The sequence below is a fragment of the Pararhodobacter sp. SW119 genome (assembly GCF_017811755.1).
Taxonomy (GTDB): Bacteria; Pseudomonadota; Alphaproteobacteria; order Rhodobacterales; family Rhodobacteraceae; genus Pararhodobacter.
The window spans coordinates 139,143-158,240 of record NZ_JADDJF010000004.1 but is presented as its reverse complement, the minus strand read 5'-3'; the positions used below and the strand labels follow the sequence as shown (position 1 = coordinate 158,240).

Below are 19,098 nucleotides of genomic sequence, written 5' to 3'. Positions count from 1 at the left end.
TGCGGGAGTCCTGACCATGGTGCAACTTTCCTATCCCGGCGTCTACGTCGTCGAGAAGCCGAGCGGGGTGAACACGATCACCGGTGTCGCCACCTCGATCGCCGCCTTCTTCGGGCGTACGCAGAAGGGACCGATCGACAAGGCGGTGCGCTGCCTCGGCCATGCCGATTTCCTGCGCGCATTCGGCGGCGCCCATCCGGAAAGCGAGATCGGCGCAAGCGTCAAGCTGTTCTTCGACAACGGCGGGACGGATTGCTATGTCGTCCGGCTGGCGGGCGCCGGCGCGCAGAAGGCTGGCGTCGATCTGCTAAGCTGGGACAGCGCGCATGTGCTGACCGCCACCGCGAAGATGGCGGGGGTATGGGGGAACGGGCTGCGGCTCGAGATCTCCTATGCGACACCGAACCCGGGGGCGACGTTTAACCTGATCGTGACGCAGGTCGAGGGCGGTCGCGAGGTTGCGCGCGAGGTCCATTCGAACCTGTCGATGGACCCGACCGAGGCGCGGTTCGCAGCCAGTCTGGTGAGCCAGAGTTCGGCGCTGGTCGACCTGACCACCGGCGCCGATTTCGACCCAACCGCCCCCGCCCATGCCGGTTTTTCCGAGGCCCGCCGCCCCCTGGGCAGCACCCTCGCGCAGATGCGGGCGACGCTGGGCGGGCTGATCCAGTTCGGCAACCCCACCGGCGCCCGGCGGTTCGAGATTTCGGTCAACGGATCGTCCTTCGTGACCGTCAACCTCGGGGCCTGGGACGTGAACGACGCGTCGATCACCGGCGTCGCGGTGCTGGCCGAGCAGTTGCGCGACCGGGTCAACGACGCCCTCGGCGCGCTGGTGCCGGCGCAGACCGTTGACGTCAGCGTCGCGGCAGCGCCAGGAGGGCAGCGTTTCCTGCGCATGACCGCGACCAGCGGCAACGCCGCCAGCGTCCGCATTCGCCGCGCCGCGTCCGAGGATCTGGCCGCGGCGCTGATGGCCGGGGTCGACAACGGCGGCGTGGAATTCGCCCGGCTGTCGGAGCAACGGCCGGCGCCGACCGGTTCGGTCTTCCGCATCGACGACGGGGCAGGCGCGCTGACCCCGCTCAATGCGCTGGCCGCGCTGACGCAGGCCGACCTGACCCAGATCACGGTGGGCAGCGAGCCGCCGATCGTTTTGAACGCCGCGCCCAACAGCATCGTCACGACCGGGGCGGGCGATCCGATGCTGGTCGACAATGCCGGCGCGACCAGCCCGAACGGAAACAACGATGGCGTGCGCGAGAAACTTCGGATCATCGCGCAGGCGATCTCGACCGCGCCGGGCAGCCGCTACCGCGCCGAGGCAAGCGGCTACCTGCTGACGGTGCTCGCCAAGGACGGCACCTTCAACGAGATCCCGGCCAGCATCGCTTACGCCGGCCCGAATGCGGCGACGGTCAATCCTTCGGTCGTGCGCAACACGCGGCAGGTGCCGCTAGGCCCCAACGGCACCAGCCTCTTCGCGGCGTCGGCGGCGACGCAGGAGGGAGAGGACGGCGGCGCGCCCGCGTTCGTCAATTATGTCGGCGATCCGGTGGCCAAGACCGGCTTTCATGCGCTCGACACGGTCGATCTGTTCAACCTGATGCTGTTGCCCGCCGACACCGCGATGACCGAGGCCGAGCGGCGCCAGCTGTGGGGGCCGGCGTCGATCTATTGCCATGCGCGCCGGGCCTTCCTGCTGATCGATCCGCCCGACAGCTGGACCGACGCCGAAGGACGCCCGGCGGTGGTGCAGAACACCGACGACATCAACAACCTGCGCGCCACGGTGGTGAAGGACCATTCGGCGGTCTTCTACCCGAAGCTTCTGTGGAACGACGCGGGCGTGCTGCGCCGGGTCGGGCCGACGGGGGCGATCGCCGGGTTGATCTCAAGGACGGATGCAAGCCGCGGGGTCTGGAAGGCCCCCGCCGGGACCGAGGCCGACCTGCGCGGCATTGCCGGGCTGAACGTCAAGCTCACCGATCTTGAGAACGGCGTGCTCAACAAGCTTGGCGTGAACTGCGCGCGGTCCTTCGTTTCGGGGCATGTGAACTGGGGCGCGCGCACGATGGACGGTGCCGACGACCTGGGGTCGGAGTGGAAGTACATCCCGATTCGGCGGCTGGCACTGATGATCGCCGAGTCGCTTTATCGCGGCACGCAATGGGTGGTTTTCGAGCCGAATGACGAGCCGCTCTGGGCGAATATCCGGCTGAATGTCGGGGTCTTCATGAATGGGCTTTTCCGGCAGGGGGCCTTCCAGGGCGCCAGTCGATCCGAGGCCTTCTTCGTCAAGTGCGACGCCGAAACGACGACGCAGGCGGACCGGAACCTCGGCATTGTCAACATCCAGGTCGGATTCGCGCCGCTGAAGCCGGCCGAGTTCGTCGTCATCACCATCCAGCAGATCGCCGGCGATCTGTCCTGATGCGAGCGCCCGGACCGGAAGGAAGGGCGAGGAAGAGAGGATCTGAGACATGGCGAAAGGTTTCGTGGTCAACGCGCATCGGACCGATCCCTACAAGGCCTTCAAGTTCAGGGTCGTGTGGGACGGACGGGTGGTGATGGGCGTCTCGAAGGTGAGCGCGCTGAAACGCACTACCGAGGTCGTGACCCACCGCGACGGCGGCGACAACTCGACCGATCACAAGTCCCCGGGGCGCACCAGCTACGAGGGGGTGACGATGGAGCGCGGCATCACCCATGACCACGAGTTCGAGGCCTGGGCGAACAAGGTCCATTCCCCGGCGGGCGACCCGGCGATGGACCTCGTCGGCTACAAGAAGAACCTCGTTCTGGAGGTGCTGAACGAGCGCGGCCACGTGGCGATGCGCTATGCGCTCTACAATTGCTGGGTCAGCGAATTCACCGCCCTGCCGGACCTGGACGCCAACGCGAACGCAGTGGCGATCGAGTCGATCAAGATCGAGATGGAAGGGTGGGAACGTGACGTCGACACCAAGGAACCCGACGAGGCTGGCGCGGTTCCCGCGGCCGGCTGATCCTGCGCCTCTATGGGCCGGGGACGCGTGATGGCGGCGCGGTCGGATCTGAGCATCCTGCCCGGCGGCACCGGGGCTGCCTTGCGGTTTCGCGCGCTGGGACGCGTGGAGGATCTGGACATCGACTTCGCCGCGCCGGATCGCCCGCGCCTGGTGACGACGGTCCTGGCCTGCTGCGCCGAGCCGCCTCAGGAGGCCGGGACGGTCATCGCCCTGACGCTGGCCGCGCGGATTGGCGGGCTGCTCGCGGTCTGGACCGCCGGCAACTGCATCGACACGCTGGAGTTTCGCTTGCGCTGTCCGGTCGGGACCTGCGGCGCCGATCTTGAAGCCGCGGTGCCGGTTGACGCGCTCATGGAACTGGCGCGCACGGCCGAAACGACGCGCGGGCTTTCGCGCGCCGACCTGACACTGCGACGCCCGACCGGCGCCGATCAGAGGCGGTGGCGCGCCGCCATGCCCTGCGACGACCCCGAGGCCGCCATCCTCGCCTCGCTTCTGGAATCGGGCACGTTGCCGACAACGCAAGAGGCGCGCGACGACCTGGCCGAGGCATTGGCCGAGTTCGATCCGCTGCCCGCCTTCTCGGTAGCCGCGCGCTGCCCCGATTGCGGCGCGGAGGCGACGCATCCCATCGATCTGGAGGGGGCGTTGCTCGACCGGCTTGCCGCAGACCAGTCGCGCCTCTTCACCGAGATCGACACGCTCGCGCGGCGCTATGGCTGGCGCGACATCGATATCCTGGCGATGCCGGCCCGACGCCGCGCGCGGTATCTGCGCATCGCTGAAACCGCGGAGGGGTGGATGTGAACTACTTCGCGCGCCTTGTCCTGCAGAGCGGACTTCTGGAACGCCCGGCGCGCACGCCCGCGCTGCCAGAAACATTGGAGATCGTGGAGACGGTGGAATTGCCGTCACCGGAGGCGTCGGGCGCCGAGGCGGCTTTTCCCCGATCTGTCCCAACACAGCCGCCGATGCCCTTCCAACCGCTTTTCGAAGAGCGCGAGGGACCACCGTCCTCGATCGACAAACACGTCGACGTCGCGCCCGCACTGCCGACGCAAGACCCTGCCACGGTGAAACGGCCGAACGAAGCCTCGCGGCCCTCGCCCGCGCCGACCGCGCGACGCATGAAGCCGCCCGAAAAGCCCGACACTTTCCCGCCGGAAGCACCCCCTTCGCCAGATTCAGTGCGCGAAATGCGCATCCGGCAGGTCCTGGAGTGGGTCGCCACGAACGAACGACTGCCGGCGCAGGAGGGTGTGTCGGAACCGCCGATTACCCGCCGATCCGATACCCATTCGACGACCGAAACGCCCCGTCCAGCGCATTCTTCCCGGCTCGACGCTTCTGACCTGCCGTTCCTCGAGATATCCCAGCCCGCGCCCGCCCAGACGGTATCCGCCCACCCGGTGCCGCCACGGGAACGGCCCGCACCCGCGCGCGAGCGGCAATCCCCGACACCACCCGAAAACGGCATCGTCGAGGAACACATCGACATCTCGATCGGCGCGATCCGGCTTGAGGTTACGCCGCCGCCCACGTCGGCCGACGCGAAGCGATCGCCGCCTGCCGCGCCTGCTCCGCCCGCTCCGCGTGGTCTGGCCCCTGCCACCACCAGCCGCCTGCGCCGGCGCTTCATCAGGGTGTGAGCGGCCATGGCGCAGGCGGACTCCCAGCGGGCAATCGGGGCGGTGACCAGGCTGTTGCAGGATCATCTGAACCGGCGCGCGTTAGTCGTGACCGTGGGGCGCCCGGACGAGGCCACAGCGGCCGAAACGGCCGCCAAACTGAACCTCTTTCTCTACGAGATTTCCTTCGACGGCGCGATGCGCAACCTGTCGCTCGAGGAGGGTCGGCCGCCGCCGGTCTGGTTGACGCTGCACTATCTGCTCAGCGCCTTCGACGATGACGATCGCAGCGACAGTGCCGCGGCGCACGAACTGCTCGGCCGCGGGCTGATGGCGCTCAACGACCTGAATTACCTTCGCCTCGACGCGACGACTGCGATGAACGTGCGGCGCGCGCTGGAGATGAACCCGGAGCCCCTGAAGCTGACCTTCGAGGACAGCTCGTCGGATCTGCTGTCGAAACTGATGCAGGGCGCCGAGGACAGCTACCGGCTGTCGGCGGCCGTGCAGGTGCGCCCGGTCTTGCTGATGCCCGCCGTGCCAGAGCCATCGTCGCTGCTGGTGGGCGTCGACTACAGCCGCAGCCCGCCCGCCGAGATCGGGACCGAGGGCGTGCGGATCGACACGCTTCCCGGCCTGGGCCCGGTGCTGGAGCGGGTGACCCCGGCCGCCGTCGAACCCGGAGGGCGCATCACCGTTCACGGGCACGATCTGGACGCTGCGCGGCTGGAAGCTGTCCTGGGCGGCGTGGTGCTGCGGATCGTCGCGCAAAAACCCGACCGGCTGGTCGTCGAGGTCGAGGGCACGCCGACCGATGGCGGCGCCGTGGGTCCCATTGCCGCGGGACGGTCGATATCGGCTGGCGCGCATCCGCTGTCGGTGCGGCAATCGCTGCCCGGTGGGCGGTATCGCGGATCGAAGCTGCTGGAGCTTGAACTGCGCCCGGTGGTGACCGGCGCCACGCTCGCCGGGGCCGATCTGCAACTGACCGGGCAGTTGCTGGGCGGCGCCAGCGATGATGTCGTGCTGACGCTGCTGCGCGATGGTGTGCCGGTGCGCAGCTTCGAGGCGGTAATGACGACCGACGACCAGCAAAGCCTGACGGTGTCCGGGATCGCCTCGGTGGGCGCCGGCAGCTACCTTGCGCTGCTGCGGGTGAACGGCCAGCCGGCCCGGGTCGCGCCGCGCGTGGTGGTATCATGACGGTGCGCGCGGGATCCGGCGCCGGTGCGCAACCTGTCGGCTTCACGCCGCGCATCACCGTGGGGGATCCGCTGGCGCGGTTATGGCTGGCGCAGGCGACGCTTCGCCTGCGTCGCGAGGTTGCCTGGCTCTGGCACGAGCGCGGCACGGTGCAGGGGATCGAGGGCGGCGGCACCTTGCCCCCGTTGAACGACCCGCTGCACGACGCGCTCGACCTGGCCCGCCACGATGTCGAGCGTAACGCCTTTTTCGCCTCCGACCCGACCGCACGCTACCTGAGTGACCGAATCGCGGCGCTTGTCCCCGACGGCGGACCACCGCGCCGGGGTGGGTTCGGCTGGCTGGCGGCGGAGCTGGCGCTGGAACCCGTCGAATGCTTCGTCCTGGCGCTGGCGCTGGGCGGGACCGTGGATGCGGCGCGCGGCGCTGTCGTCGCGGCCTGCCTGAACACGCCCGAGGCGCGCGACCCGACACTGGCGCTTGCCCAGCGACTGTGGGACCTGCCCGAGGCGGTCCTGCCGCTGCTGGATCCGGGGCACAGGTTGTTTGCGGCGGGAATTCTGCCGCTTGCAGCCAGCACGGGTTGGGACGCGCCACTCTCGATCCCGCCGGTGATCGCGCGCCAGTTGCTTTTCCCCGATGACCCGCCGCCCAAGGCGCTGGTCCCCGTCGCGCCCCCGATTCCGGCGATGGCGGACGAAGCGGTCACCCTGACCGCCGCGCGTTTGCGCGCCCGAAGCACCGACCGCGCGACCCTCGTTCCACTCGTCGGCCCCGAAGACGCGCCCCACGCCGAGACCGCGGCCGCCATAGCCGCGGCAGCGGGCCTGGAACTGCTTGCGCTGGAAGGCGCCGGCGAGATTGCACCGATGCTGGTGGTCGCCTGGGCGCGTCGCGCCGCCGTGCTTGTACCTGCGGCTAGACTCGCAGGCAGCGATGGGCGGGTTGACCTGCCGCTTGCCGGCTTGCCCGTGACCCTGTTCGTGCCGATGTCCGACGGAGACCGCCTGTCCCTGCTGCCCCGGCGTGAAACCTTGCCGCGGGTCACGCTTGCCCCCCTGAAGCCCGAAGCGCGCCTGGCCGCCTGGCGCGCGGCGCTGCCCGAGGTCTGGGCGGGTGAAACCGGGCGCGCGGTTCTTCATGAATGCGCCCACCGCTTCGGGATCGAGGCACGAGCCATAGAGCGGGTCGCGGCGACCGTGCGCGCCCTCGACCGCAGCATCGACCGCGACACGCTTTTCGCGGCTTGCCGCGCCGTTCTGGACCTGGGCGATCTGGCCCAGCCGGTGCGTCCGCGCTTCCGGCTGAACGAGTTGATGCTGCCACGGCGCCAGGAAGACCAGATCCGTGGCCTGATCCGGGCGCTTGGCGCGCTGGGGACGGTTCATATGGACTGGGGCATGGCGCGGGTGTGGAACGAAAGCGGGTTGTCGGTCCTCTTCACCGGGCCGCCGGGCACCGGCAAGACCATGGCGGCCGAGGCCATCGCCGCCGAGGTCGGGATGCCGATGTACCGCATCGACCTGAGCCAGGTGGTGAACAAGTACATCGGCGAGACCGAAAAGAACCTGCGCCGCCTTTTCGATGCCGCCGACAGCGGCGATGCGATCCTGTTCTTCGACGAGGCCGACGCGCTTTTCGGCAAGCGGACCGAGGTCAAGGACGCCCACGACCGCTACTCCAATCTGGAGGTGAGCTACCTGCTGGAACGCATGGAACGGTTCAAGGGCATGGCGATCCTGGCCTCGAACCGGCGCAAGGATCTGGACGAGGCCTTTCTGCGCCGGCTGCGCACGATCGTCACCTTCCCGCTGCCCGAGGCGCCCGAGCGGCTGCGGATCTGGCAGGGGATGATGCCCGAAGGCGTCGATTGCACCGCGCTCGACCTGAAGTTCCTGGCCGAGCGATTGCCGCTTTCGGGCGGGCACATTCGTTCGGCCATCTTCAATGCGTGCCTGCAAAGCGCGCGCCGGGGCGCGCCGCCGCGTCTGGAAATGGGCGCCCTGGTCCGCGCGGTGAAAGACGAATTCGACAAGCTGGGGCGCACCGTGAGCCTGGATCAGTTTGGCCCCCATGCTGCGGAGATCCGCCATGCCGAATGAGACGCATCACCGCTTGGCCCGGATCGAGGCGCTCGACCTGCAGCTTCGCGGCGTCGATGCGCAACTCGCCCGCGCCGTCGCGGCGGCCTTGCCCGGCGCGATCCGGACGGAACTGTCGCGCGCCGGGGCGCCGACCGACGCCACGATATCCACGACCGCAACCGATGCACCGACCATCGCGCAAAAACTCGCGCGCGAGGTCGCCGCGCGGGTGCGGGCCGGGTTGGACGCACACGCGAAGGCGGAGAACTGACATGGCGATACTGCTCAAGGGTGCTCTGATCGAATATGGCACCGATCTCATCGGGCCGATCCCGAATGTCGTGATCTTCCAGTTCAATCCGGAATCGCTCAACCGCACGTTTTTGCTGCCGCAGCGCCCGACCAGTACCAATGACCGCGAACAGAACCAGGCAGGTGAACCTGTCGGCGAAAAGATTTCGCTGACCGCGCATTTCAGCGCGCTCGACATGCTTGGCGAGGACAAGGCCCTTGCCAAGGCCTTCGGGATCGGCCCGCAACTGGCGGCGCTGGAGAAGCTGGTGGTGCCGCCACCCGAAGGCGGCGGGCTGCTGGGCCAGGCGCTGGACGCGATCGGGGACGCGCTGGGCCGGGGCGGGGGAGGCGACGACGGACCCATCCAGCCGATCCCGCGCCAGTCCTTCCCGCGCACGCTTTTCATCTGGGGCCTCACGCGCGTGCAACCCGTTCGCGTCGCCTCGATGAGGATTGCCGAGGTCGAGTACGACAACCTGCTGAACCCCATCCGCGCCGAGGTCGAGATGGAAATCCAGGTCCTGCCGATCGATCCCTTTTCCAACGATGTGCTGGCAATCGGCGCCTCACAATACACCCAGCTTGCCAAGGACGTTCAGGCGGTGGCGAACCTTGCCAATACCGCCGAGCAAATCGTCGAACTCATCCCGCTCTGAGGACACCGCGTCATGTTTCTTGAAAATTCGCGCTACGCCAATGTTCCCACCGATACGGTCACCACGCGCGACGGCCCCGAGGTGACAGCGCTTCGCCTGCGCCCCCTGCCGCCCACCACCGGCCGGCCGCAAACGGTGATCGAGGGCGACCGGCTGGACGTCCTCGCCGAACGTCATTTCGGCGACGGCACGCGCTTCTGGCACATCGCGGATGCCAACACCGAACTTGTCGCGAACGACCTGCTGGCGCGGGTCCTGGACCGCTTCAACCTGCCGGAGAAATGATGTCGAACGCGGCTTTCAGAATGTTCTACGACCAGGCCCCGGCGACCGTTGCCCAGCTGCGGCAGGTCGAAGAGATCGTCGTCGAACAGGAGATGGAAATGGCCTGGGAGGCGCGCGTGCGCTTGTCCCTCAGCCTGGACGATCGCGGCAGATGGCGGGCGCCGCCCAACACCACGGTGCGCCCGTTCAGTCGCGTCCGGATCGAGGTGCGTCTGGGTGAACGGGGGTTCCGGCCACTGATCGACGGCCCAGTCGCCGGTTTCGATACCGAACTCGCCGCGACACCCGGCAGCAGCGTGGTGAACCTGGTGGTGCGCGACGACAGTGTCCTGATGAACCGGGAGGACGATATCGAGGTTTTCGAGAACCGCTCGGATGCGTCCATCGCGGAGGAGGTTTTCGGCCGTTTCGCAAGCATCGCGGAAACTCGCATGGGCGCCGCAACCACGGTGCATCCGGCGACGGTGCGGCGCGGCACGTCGATCCAGTTTCTCCGGCAGTTGGCCCGTGCGTATGGCTATCTCGCCTATGTGCTGCCGGGCGACAGGCCGGGAACCAGCGTCGGCGTCTTCGACGCGCCGGCAAGCCAGCCTCGCGGGCACCCGGCGCTGGTGCTGCTGGGCCGTGCGCGCAATCTTCAGGCCGCCACCTTCCGCGAGGATGCCGAGGGACCCGAGCGGAGTTCCGGGCGGGTTCTGTCCATCACCGACCAGCAGGTCACCGCGTCGGAGCGCAGCTATGCGGATGTGGCGCTAATGGGCGACCTGCCGCCGGTCACGAGCGACACCGCAGCGCTGCGCGAGCTTCCGCCCGAGGAGAACCTGCGCGAAGACCCGGAAACCTCCGCGGCGGGACGCGCGCGGCGTGCCTCGTACGGGATGCGGATGTCGGCGACGCTGGTGCCCGGCAGCTACGACGATGTGCTTTCGCCCTACGAGGTCGTGACCGTCCGGGCGGGCACGCTGCCGCAGTCGGGGGACTGGCTGCTGCACAAGGTCACCCACCGGATCACCCCCTCGATCTATGCGCAGGAGATCGAGGCAAAACGCAACGCCCGCTCGGACCCGGCGGCTGGGCCGCTCGACCTGGGCGCGGCCTCGGGCCTGTTCTAGGGAGGCATGCCAGGTATGGACACGGATCTCGAAACCCTGCTGGAGCAGATCAGCGAACGGCAGCGGACGACTTATTTCGGAAAATACCGAGGGATCGTCACCGACAATGCCGACCCGGAGGGCCGCAGCCGCATCCGGGCAGAGGTTCCGGCAGTGCTGGGAGAGCGCACGTCGCAATGGGCGATGCCCTGCGTGCCATTCGCCGGGCCCGACCATGGCCTGGCGCTGATGCCCGAACCGGGCGACGGTGTCTGGGTCGAGTTCGAGGCCGGCAACCTGAACAATCCGATCTGGACCGGCTGCTGGTGGGCGGACGGCCAGCGCCCGGAACCGTCGGGCGCGCGGCAACGCTTGCTCGCCACCGCGGCCGGCCACCAGATCCTGATCGACGAGGATGCCGACGAGATCGCTTTGATCCATCCCGGCGGCGCCAGGATCGTGCTGGGCTCGGGCGGGATCACGTTGTCGGCAGGCCAGTCGACGATCGAACTGACCGGGTCGGAAGTGGTCATCAACAGCGGCATGGCCAAGATCACCACCGCGGGGGCCAGCCTGGCGAACGATGCCTTCAAGGTGGGGGGGTAGGCGATGTCGGTACCGATCCTGACCACGAACGGCTCTGTCATGTGCCCGCATGGCGGGGCGGCGACGCTGTCGACCAGTCAATCCGATGCCGAGGCCGACGGCGGGCGCGTGATCCTGACCAGCGACGAGCACACCATCGCGGGCTGCGCGTTCCAGGTCCCGGTCGGCGCCGGAACCAAGCCGCAACCCTGCGTTACCCTGCGCTGGCAGATGGGGGCCACCGCCGTCAAGGTCGGCGGTACCAGCGTCGTCACGCAGGCCTCCGTCGGTCTTTGCTACAGCGCAGAGGAAATCCCGCAGGGTCCGGCGATCATCGCCAACGCCGGCAGTACCGCGCGCGCGACATGAGGGGGACGCCATGACGCTTTCGGCTGGACGACACCTTGCCTTTCCCTTCCGCATCGACGGCGACGGCCGCACGGCCGCGCCACGAAACGACAGCGACCATGTCCGCGACGAGATCCTGCAGCTTCTGCTGACCAACCCTGGCGAGCGGCTGTTCCTGCCCGGCTTCGGTGGCGGCGTGCGGCGGCTGGTGTTCGAACCCACCTCGGACGTGCTGAAAGGCGTCACCAAGGCACGCATCACCGAGGCGCTGAAACGGTGGCTGGGGCACCGCGCCGCGATCGAGGCGCTGGAGGTCGTCTTCGAGGGCGAGACGGTGGACGTGCTCGTTAAGTTCCGCCCCGCCGGCAGCCCCGACAGCCGCGTCCTGCGCTTCCAGCGAAAGGGTCGATAGCCATGTGGTCCGAAACCGTCGCCCCGCTTCGGAACGAAATCGCCGCCGCAGATCGCGCCCGCGATCTTCAGGCGGCGGGACTGAACGGCCTGGCCGCGGTGCTGGTTACCCTCGATGCGCCGGTACCGCCCGGCGCCGCAGAACTGGAAGTACATTTCCACAACCCGTTGCATCTGTCCGAAATCCTGGCCGAGCTTTCCGGCGGCACCCCGCCGTCGCAGGTCTTCCCGATCCAGGGCGGGCACAGGCTGCCGGCGGGCGCCGGCAGCGGGCAGGTGCAGGTCACCTCCGTCGCGCCGGGACACACGCCCGAGAGCCTGCGCCTGACCGTCGCACCTGTCGGGGACTACTCGACCTACCGACTGAACCTGATGTTCGACCCGGTGCGGATCGATCCTTTCTTCGCCGGTCTCGGCTTCAAGTTCCGGCCCGGCTGCTTCAGCCATTCCTGCGCGCCCGACTGGCAGGCCGGTCGCGAAAGGGTCGCGGCGCCCCGCATCGATTATCTCGCCAAGGATCATGCAAGCTTCCGCCATCAGATGATCGTCGCGATGATGGACCGCGTGCCGGGCTGGCAGCCGTCGAGCGAGGCCGACTTCGACCAGGTTCTTATCGACCTCTTCGCCGCTGCCGCGGATGAACTTTCGGACTTTCAGGACCGGGTGATGGCCGAAGCGCGCATCGGCACGGCCCGCAAGCGGGTCTCGATTTCGCGTCACGCGCGACTGATGGATTATCATCTGCACCAGGGCCAGCAGGCCACAACCTGGGTCTGGCTGCAGATCGCCCACGGCACCGCGCCATTCACCCTGGCCGACGACCTGATCGCCTGGGCCGGCGGACCCGAGGCCGAGGGCGGCATGATCCCCTTCGCAACGCGTGAGGCAGCGATGCCTGCAAGCGAGCGCACCCTGCTTGCGCCGGAATTCAACAGCTTTCTTCTTCACACGTGGTCGGGCGCGCAACCCGCGCTGCCGCGCGGCACGACCACCGCCGATATCGTGCCGGCGCCGGCCGACGGTGCGCCTGCAGGGCTGATCACCGCAGTCGATCTTGCCGAGGCGATCCGCGAAGAGCGGCTGACGCGCCTTCTTGTCGTGGAACGCCTCAACCCGCGCACCGGCCATGAACCCGGCCGCGATCCGACGCATCGGCAGCTCTTGCACCTGCGGCCCGAAGCGCAGGTCATCCATGACCCGATGGCCGGCCGCGACGTGGTTCGCATCTTCTGGAGTGCCGAGGATGCCCTCCGCCACGCCTACAGCTTCACCACGCTTTGCCCCGGCGGTCCCATCACCGACGTTTCGATCTTTCGCGGCAACCTGGTCGAGGTCAACCACGGTCTGCCGGTCATGGCCGAGTTCCATGAACCCGGAACCGTGCTGCCGCCTGAAACCGCCGGCATCTACCACCGCCATTTCCGGCGCGTTTCGCTTTACGGGCAGGCGAGGGGGGTGCTCTGCGATCTGCCGGCGGGTCCGCTCGCCTGGCGCGCCACCCCCAAGGGGGGGATCGTGCCGCCCCGCTCGACCCTGCGGGTCGAGGTGATCGAGCCGGCCGGGCCGTCAAATCTCTGGGATGAAAGGCCGTCGCTGGTTTTCAGCGACGACAGTAGCGAGGAGGGCGATCATTTCGTCGTGGAAACCGATGAACGGCAACGCAGCAGTATCCGTTTCGGCAACGGCATCAATGGCCGGCTTCTACCGCGGGGCGCGACCGTTCATGCGGCCTGGCAGATTGGCGGCGGGCGTGCCGGGAATGTCGGCACCGACGCCATCCGCGGCTTCGCCCCGCTGGCCGCGCCGCATGCAGAGGCCGTGGTCGCCCTTTCCAACCCCTTCGACGTTACCGGTGGCGCCGACCCCGAACCGGCTGCGGAGGCGCTTCGCGCCGCGCCCGAAGCCTATCGCACGCGCCAGCTGCGCGCCGTCACGCCCGCCGACTACGCCGCCCGCGCCGAGGAAGTGCCGGGGATCGCTCGCGCCGTCGCCTCCTACGCCTGGACCGGCAGCTGGCGTACCGTGCGCATCGTCCTCGACCCGGCGGGGACAACCGTGCTGTCGCCCGAGTTGATCGACGCGGTCTCGGCGCATCTGGAGGCCGTCCGGCTGATCGGCGAAGATCTGGAACTGCGCCCGCCGCGCTTCATTCCGCTGGCGATCGAGGTCGAGGTCTGCCTGACACCAGACGCCTGGCCCGAGGACATGCGCGACATCATCGAGGCCGAGCTTTCGTCCGGCTACACGCCCGACGGGCGGCGGGGCCTGTTCCATCCCGATGAATGGACCTTCGGGCAGGCCCTGCACCAAAGCCGCATCAGTGGCCGGCTGCAGGCGCTTGCCGGCGTCGCGCATCTGCTGAAGGTGCGCATGCGGCGCTGGGACGCGCCGACCGGCGGCGGCGCCGCTCCAGAGCAACTCGACGCGGCGTTCGACGAGATCTTCCTGGTCGAGAACGACCCCGACCACATGGAACGCGGCACGATCACGCTGGACCTGAAAGGGGGGCGGCAATGAGCCTCTGCGATCCCGGTTTCAATGATCCGCTCCGCTTTCCGCAGCGCCCGACCAACCGCCCGGGTCTGGACCGCATCGCCTACCGCATCGGAGAGTACCCCGACATGGTCGCCGCGATGCTGCGCCACATCGACGGCGAGGTGGCGCTGGCTGGCTGGACGCATCGCGGCGCCGACGATCCGGGCATCGCGCTCTTGGAAAGCGTCGGTATCCTCGGCGACATCCTGACCTTCTATCAGGAGCATTACGCCAACGAGGCGTTCCTGCGTACGGCCACCTGGCGCGAAAGTGTCGCGGGTCTGGTGCGGCTTCTCGGCTATCGTCTGTCCCCGGGCCTGGGCGGCCACGCGACACTGGCGGTGGAGCTGAAACCCGCCGCCGGCAAGGTCGTGGTGCCCGCGGGCTTTGCCTTCAAGGCCGAACTGGCGGGACAGGACCAGCCTGCCGAGTTCCAGACCGATGCCGAACTGGTCGCCTGGCCGCATCTGTCGCGTTTCCACCTGTATCGGCCGCGCAGCTACGCCGCATCGGCCCCCGTGAACAGCCTGACGCTAGAAATAGAAAGCGTCGCGGGCAACTCGTCCCCGGCCAGCGTCGAGGCGGCGGAGCTGAAGAAGGGCGATCGCATCCTGCTCGTGCCCTCCGCGCCTGCCTGGAGCAGCAGCGCAACGGCCGGGTTCAGCGCGCAGGACAGCTCTCAGGTGCTCAAGATCGCCGAGGTGTCGAAGCTTCACGACCGAACCCTGCTTACCTTCGAAAGCCGCCTCGCGCGTAGCTGGAGCCTGCCGCTGACCGCGTATCGGCTGGGTCGAAGCTGGCGCCATTTCGGCCATGCCGCGCCGCCAAGCTACTCAAGGCCGACCCCCGCCACCGGAAACGTGACGGGCGCGACGACGCTCACCACCAAGTACCTGCGCCATGTGGGCAACGATCACGACTGCATCAATACGTCGATCTCGTTCAGTCTGCCCGGCACGGTCCTGCCCCTGGATCAGGAGGCTGCGGACCTGACCCCGCGAACCCGCGTCGCCGTCGAGACCCGGATACGGCGAGCAGGGACAATGCGCGATTGCCTTCTGGTCCGGCGGATCAGCGAGTTGCGCACGACCACGCTGGGCTTCGGGCCACAGACAGGCCCCTCGACGCTGCTGACGCTGGACGGCGCGCTGGTCACCCATGGCACGAATAAGGGCGACGAGGCTGATATCCGCGACTACCGCATCCACGAGATCACCAGCCCCCAGCTTCGTTTGCGCCCCGCCGCAAGCGCATCGGGCGGCGCGTTCGGTTCCGGCAACGCGGCGCTGGCATTCCACGGCACGCGCACCGAGGTGCGACGCCTCGCCGGGCGCCGACTGAGCCTGAAACACGCTGACGGCCGCGCGATCGAGTTGACCTGCATCAATGAGGAATCCGATTTCACCGGTTCCGACGCCGTGGCCAGGATGTGGGCGCTGTCCGTCGACGCGCCGCCCGCGCCCTTCCTGCGGACAGACTTCGACGAGGCGGTACCGAAAGTCACGGTCTGGGGCAACACGGTTTCGGCAAGCCAGGGCAAGGCGGTCGAAACGGTCGTGCTGGGAAATGGCGACGCGCGTGCGGCGTTCCAGACCTTCGCCTTGCCCAAACCGGTGACGCACCATCTGCATCCGGGCGCCGACCCGGCCGAGGTGCCGGAACTGGAGGTCCATGTGGCGGGGCGCAGGGTGGACCGGGTTTCGAGCCTTCACGGTGAGGCCGGCGACAACCTGGTCTATGTCCTGCGCCAGAACGATGCAGGCGAATTCCATATCCAGTTCGGCGACGGGAAAACCGGCGCGCGCCTGCCTTCAGGCCGTGGGAACGTCACCGCAACCTTCCGAACCGGATCCGGCGCGCGCGGAACGCTTGCCGAAGGCGCGTCCCCAACCGGATCGCGGATCGAGGGCGTTGCGAAACTGCAGCTTCCAGGCGTGATCGCCGGCGGCGCAGAGCCTGAAAGCGCCGGAAAGGCCCGCATGGCTGCGCCGGGGCGCGTCCAGGGCCTGGGTCGGATCGTCAGTCTCGCCGATTACGAATCCGAGCTGTTGTCCATCCCCGGCGTCAGCCGCGTGCGCGCCGCCTGGGATATGTTGGACGGGGCGCCCGGTGTCCTCCTGCGCGTCCTGCTCGAAAGCGGGCGTGAAAGCGAATACGACTCCGTGCGCGATTCAATCTACGCCTTCCAGCGCTGCCGGGGGTCGAATCGTTTCGAACTGAAGGTCGATCAGGCGGTCCTGCGGCAGGTTCACCTCGACCTGCGCTTCGCCTTCGATCCCGCGCTGCTGGAGGAGGACGTCACCGCCGCCGTGACCCGGCTGCTGGCGCCGATGGATCGGCCGGACGCGTCCGCGAATGGCGTCTTCGCGCTGACCGCCCGCACCATCGCCGAGCCGGAATACGCCAGTCGTATCGAAGGGCGGGTTCAGTCGGTGGCCGGCGTCCGATGGGCGCGGGTGCAGGCCTTCGCCAGGCTCGCGGCGACACCGCCCGGCACGCCGCCCGATGAACTGAGCCTTCCGCGCGCACCGCGCCCGCGGCACGCCAAGGTCGCGGCGGGGGCGCTTGAATTGCTGCAACTCCATTCGGCGCATCTGACGCTTTCCGCCGCGCCCGCCGACCCCGGGGAGGCCTGCACATGACCGACCTTCCGCGCGTTCCCCTCTACGGCCGCCTGCCCGAGATCTACCGGATCCGCGACGCCGAACAGACCCCACCCGGGATGTTGGCTGCCTATCTGCGCGCGGCCGAAACGGTGCTGGGCGCCGTGCACGAGAATATCGAGGCGCTCTACGACGACCTGTTCATCGAGACCTGCGATGACTGGGTGGTGCCCTATATCGCCGATCTGCTGGGCACCACGCATCTGAAGGGCGATCCCTGGACGCTGCGCGCCGATGTCGCCGATACCGTGGCGCTGCGCCGGCGCAAGGGCACGCTCGGCGCGATCGAGCGGCTGGCGCGCAACCTGACCGGCTGGCCCGCCCGCGCGGCCGAACTGCGCCCCAATGTCGCCTGGGCTCAGCACATCAACCATCAGCGCCACGACCGGGGTGGCCAACCGCCCTATGGACTGGCCACGGTCGGCCCTTCGACGCCGCGGATCGGCGGGACGATCCCGCTGCGCGATCCGGCCATGCTGTCGCTCCTTGGCACCGCGTTCGACCCCTTTGCGCATACGCCGGATGTCAAGCGCGCCGATACCGGGGCGCGGCACATCAACCTGCCGAACCTTGCGGTCTACCTCTGGCGTCTCGCGGCCTATCGGTTGCCAGTTACACGGCCGCTGCTGAAGGGTGTCTCCGATCTGGGTCCCGGCGCCGTCCCGGCCGGAATGTCGCGCTATGTGCTGCGCATCGATCTCGACGCGCTCGACCGGCCTGTGCAGCTTTTCAACCTCTGGCGTCGTCCCAGGCCCGGCGCGGTCGACGGGGTCGAGCGGCTGACCGAGCCGGATGCAGTCGCAGCGCCAATCCTGCCCGCGCGCCTCGGCAGCGCGTCCGAGGCAGGCAACCCAGCCGCCTATGTCGACGTGGACGCATTCGACGGCTCTTCCGTCCCGCCCACCGACCTGAACCTGGGCGAAACCGGCATCCAGCTCTATTTCCCGACCTCGATCCTCGACGGTATCGACTGGACCTTCCGCGGCGAGAACCTTTGCGCCTGGGAGGATGGGTTACGCCGACCGCTCCTGCTGCACGAGATCGCCATCGACCCGTCGATTGGGCGGATGCTGATCGGCCTCGCCAGCGCGGCCGAGCGCGACGTGCTCGTCGCCGGGGGGGCTCCGACGTTCCTGGCGGGGTACAGCTACGGCGCGGTGGGTCCGGTCGGCGCGCATCCCGTCTCGCGCCAGCAGGACGTGCCACCGGGCACCGTTCTGCGCATCGTCGATACGCTGGCCGGGGGGCCCAGCCTGCAAGACCAGCTGCAGAACCTCCACCACGCAACCGGCCCGGTGATCGTGGAAATACGCGACAGTATGGTGCACGACCTCGATCCGCAAACGCTCAGCGGGGCGATGAACGAAGGCGGGCGCGTCTCTCTGCGGCTGGCGCACCCGCTGACCATTCGGGCGGTCGCGGGCGCGCGGCCGGTAATCCGCCTGGCCCACCCGCTGGGCCTGCGACCGACCGACCCCGCCGCGCCCGAAACCCTGGACCTTGCCGTCCGGCTGGAGGGTGTCTTCGTCTCCCGCGCCGATGGCTTTCCCGCAGGGCGCGCGCTGATCGAAAGGCTGGCGGTGGCGCTGCTGGAATGCGACGGCGTAACGCTCGATCCCGGCGGACATGCCCTGCGCGACGGCAGTCGCGCGCCGCTGGCCTTGGGCATCGAGGTCGCGGACGACCTCGGGTTCACCGACCCCGCCGAGTTCGAGGCTTTCGACGCGATCCCCGAGATCGTGCTTCTGCGCAGCGTGACAGGCGCGCTTCGGGTCGATCCGGGCTATCGGTTGACGGTTCAGGACAGCATCGTCGATGCCGGCGTCGGACCGGGCATGCCGCCGGGTACGGCCCGGGCGGTCGCCTCGGCCGCCGATCCCGGCACGCTGCCCGCCGCCCCGATCTCGGTCGCCGGGGCGACCTTCCTCGGCCCGGTGCATGTGCGCGAAGCGCGCGGGACCGGCGCGATCTTCACGCACGCGCTGACTGTCTGGAACCACCAGGTGGGCTGCCTGACGCATTGTCGCTTCTCGGGGTTGGGCGACCGCTTGCCGCCGCACCGCGCCTGCGTTTCCGGGCCCGACGCGCGCGTGGCCTTCACCAGCCTGCGCCAGGGCCAGCCGGGCTACGGCCAGCTTGCCCGCGGTACCGACCCGCGCGTGCTGACCCGCGGGCCGGGCGACGATGCCATGGGCGCCTTCGGCTTTCTGCTGGAAGCGCACAAGCGCACCAATCTCGATATCCGCCTGCGCGAGTTCATGCCCGTCGGCGTGCGCGCGCTGGTTGTAACCATGACCTGAAGGA

General features: G+C 68.7%; 16 protein-coding genes. All 16 read left to right on the top strand.

The window, feature by feature from the left end; all coding sequences use genetic code 11:
• Positions 1–16: 16 nt before the first annotated feature.
• The 16 genes from IM708_RS04660 to IM708_RS04585 are packed head-to-tail and all read left to right on the top strand — an operon-like array spanning position 17 to position 19,094.
• Positions 17–2,434 (top strand): phage tail sheath C-terminal domain-containing protein, encoded by a 2,418-nt coding sequence (locus tag IM708_RS04660; RefSeq protein WP_209425157.1) that lies wholly within the window; start codon positions 17–19, stop codon positions 2,432–2,434.
• Positions 2,435–2,483: 49 nt separating this feature from the next.
• The gene (locus tag IM708_RS04655) at positions 2,484–3,008 is read left to right on the top strand and encodes a phage tail protein (protein WP_209425156.1); all 525 of its coding nucleotides are present in this window, start codon (positions 2,484–2,486) and stop codon (positions 3,006–3,008) included.
• Between the two features lie 30 nt (positions 3,009–3,038).
• Positions 3,039–3,818 (top strand): hypothetical protein, encoded by a 780-nt coding sequence (locus IM708_RS04650; RefSeq protein ID WP_209425155.1) that lies wholly within the window; start codon positions 3,039–3,041, stop codon positions 3,816–3,818.
• Positions 3,815–4,660: a hypothetical protein gene (locus tag IM708_RS04645; RefSeq protein ID WP_209425154.1), complete on the top strand. Its 846-nt coding sequence runs from the start codon at positions 3,815–3,817 to the stop codon at positions 4,658–4,660. The genes IM708_RS04650 and IM708_RS04645 overlap by 4 nt, the downstream gene beginning before the upstream one ends.
• Before the next feature lie 6 nt (positions 4,661–4,666).
• Positions 4,667–5,842 (top strand): Pvc16 family protein, encoded by a 1,176-nt coding sequence (locus IM708_RS04640; protein ID WP_209425153.1) that lies wholly within the window; start codon positions 4,667–4,669, stop codon positions 5,840–5,842.
• Positions 5,839–7,944 carry an ATP-binding protein gene (locus IM708_RS04635; RefSeq protein WP_209425152.1) on the top strand — a complete coding sequence of 702 codons (2,106 nt, stop codon included), beginning with the start codon at positions 5,839–5,841 and terminating at the stop codon, positions 7,942–7,944. Before IM708_RS04640 ends, IM708_RS04635 begins: the two co-directional genes overlap by 4 nt.
• Complete coding sequence (locus IM708_RS04630) at positions 7,934–8,197, top strand: hypothetical protein (protein WP_209425151.1); 264 nt, start codon at positions 7,934–7,936, stop codon at positions 8,195–8,197. Before IM708_RS04635 ends, IM708_RS04630 begins: the two co-directional genes overlap by 11 nt.
• A 1-nt stretch (position 8,198) precedes the next feature.
• The gene (locus IM708_RS04625; protein WP_209425150.1) at positions 8,199–8,876 is read left to right on the top strand and encodes a hypothetical protein; all 678 of its coding nucleotides are present in this window, start codon (positions 8,199–8,201) and stop codon (positions 8,874–8,876) included.
• Positions 8,877–8,888: 12 nt separating this feature from the next.
• Positions 8,889–9,161 carry a hypothetical protein gene (locus IM708_RS04620; protein ID WP_209425149.1) on the top strand — a complete coding sequence of 91 codons (273 nt, stop codon included), beginning with the start codon at positions 8,889–8,891 and terminating at the stop codon, positions 9,159–9,161.
• A 20-nt stretch (positions 9,162–9,181) separates the two neighbouring features.
• A complete protein-coding gene (locus IM708_RS04615; RefSeq protein ID WP_209425148.1) occupies positions 9,182–10,273 on the top strand; it encodes a hypothetical protein in 1,092 nt (363 codons plus the stop codon).
• A 15-nt stretch (positions 10,274–10,288) separates the two neighbouring features.
• A complete protein-coding gene (locus IM708_RS04610) occupies positions 10,289–10,858 on the top strand; it encodes a phage baseplate assembly protein V (protein WP_209425147.1) in 570 nt (189 codons plus the stop codon).
• Between the two features lie 3 nt (positions 10,859–10,861).
• On the top strand, positions 10,862–11,206 hold the full coding sequence (locus IM708_RS04605; protein ID WP_209425146.1) for a hypothetical protein: 345 nt from the start codon (positions 10,862–10,864) through the stop codon (positions 11,204–11,206).
• A gap of 10 nt (positions 11,207–11,216) precedes the next feature.
• Entirely contained in the window at positions 11,217–11,597 is a 381-nt protein-coding gene (locus IM708_RS04600) for a GPW/gp25 family protein (protein ID WP_209425145.1), read from the top strand.
• Positions 11,598–11,599: 2 nt separating this feature from the next.
• Entirely contained in the window at positions 11,600–14,113 is a 2,514-nt protein-coding gene (locus IM708_RS04595; protein WP_209425144.1) for a baseplate J/gp47 family protein, read from the top strand.
• Positions 14,110–16,773, top strand: a complete 2,664-nt coding sequence (locus IM708_RS04590) for a hypothetical protein (protein WP_209425143.1) — start codon at positions 14,110–14,112, stop codon at positions 16,771–16,773. Before IM708_RS04595 ends, IM708_RS04590 begins: the two co-directional genes overlap by 4 nt.
• Positions 16,770–19,094, top strand: a complete 2,325-nt coding sequence (locus IM708_RS04585) for a phage tail protein (protein ID WP_209425142.1) — start codon at positions 16,770–16,772, stop codon at positions 19,092–19,094. Before IM708_RS04590 ends, IM708_RS04585 begins: the two co-directional genes overlap by 4 nt.
• Positions 19,095–19,098 lie beyond the last annotated feature (4 nt).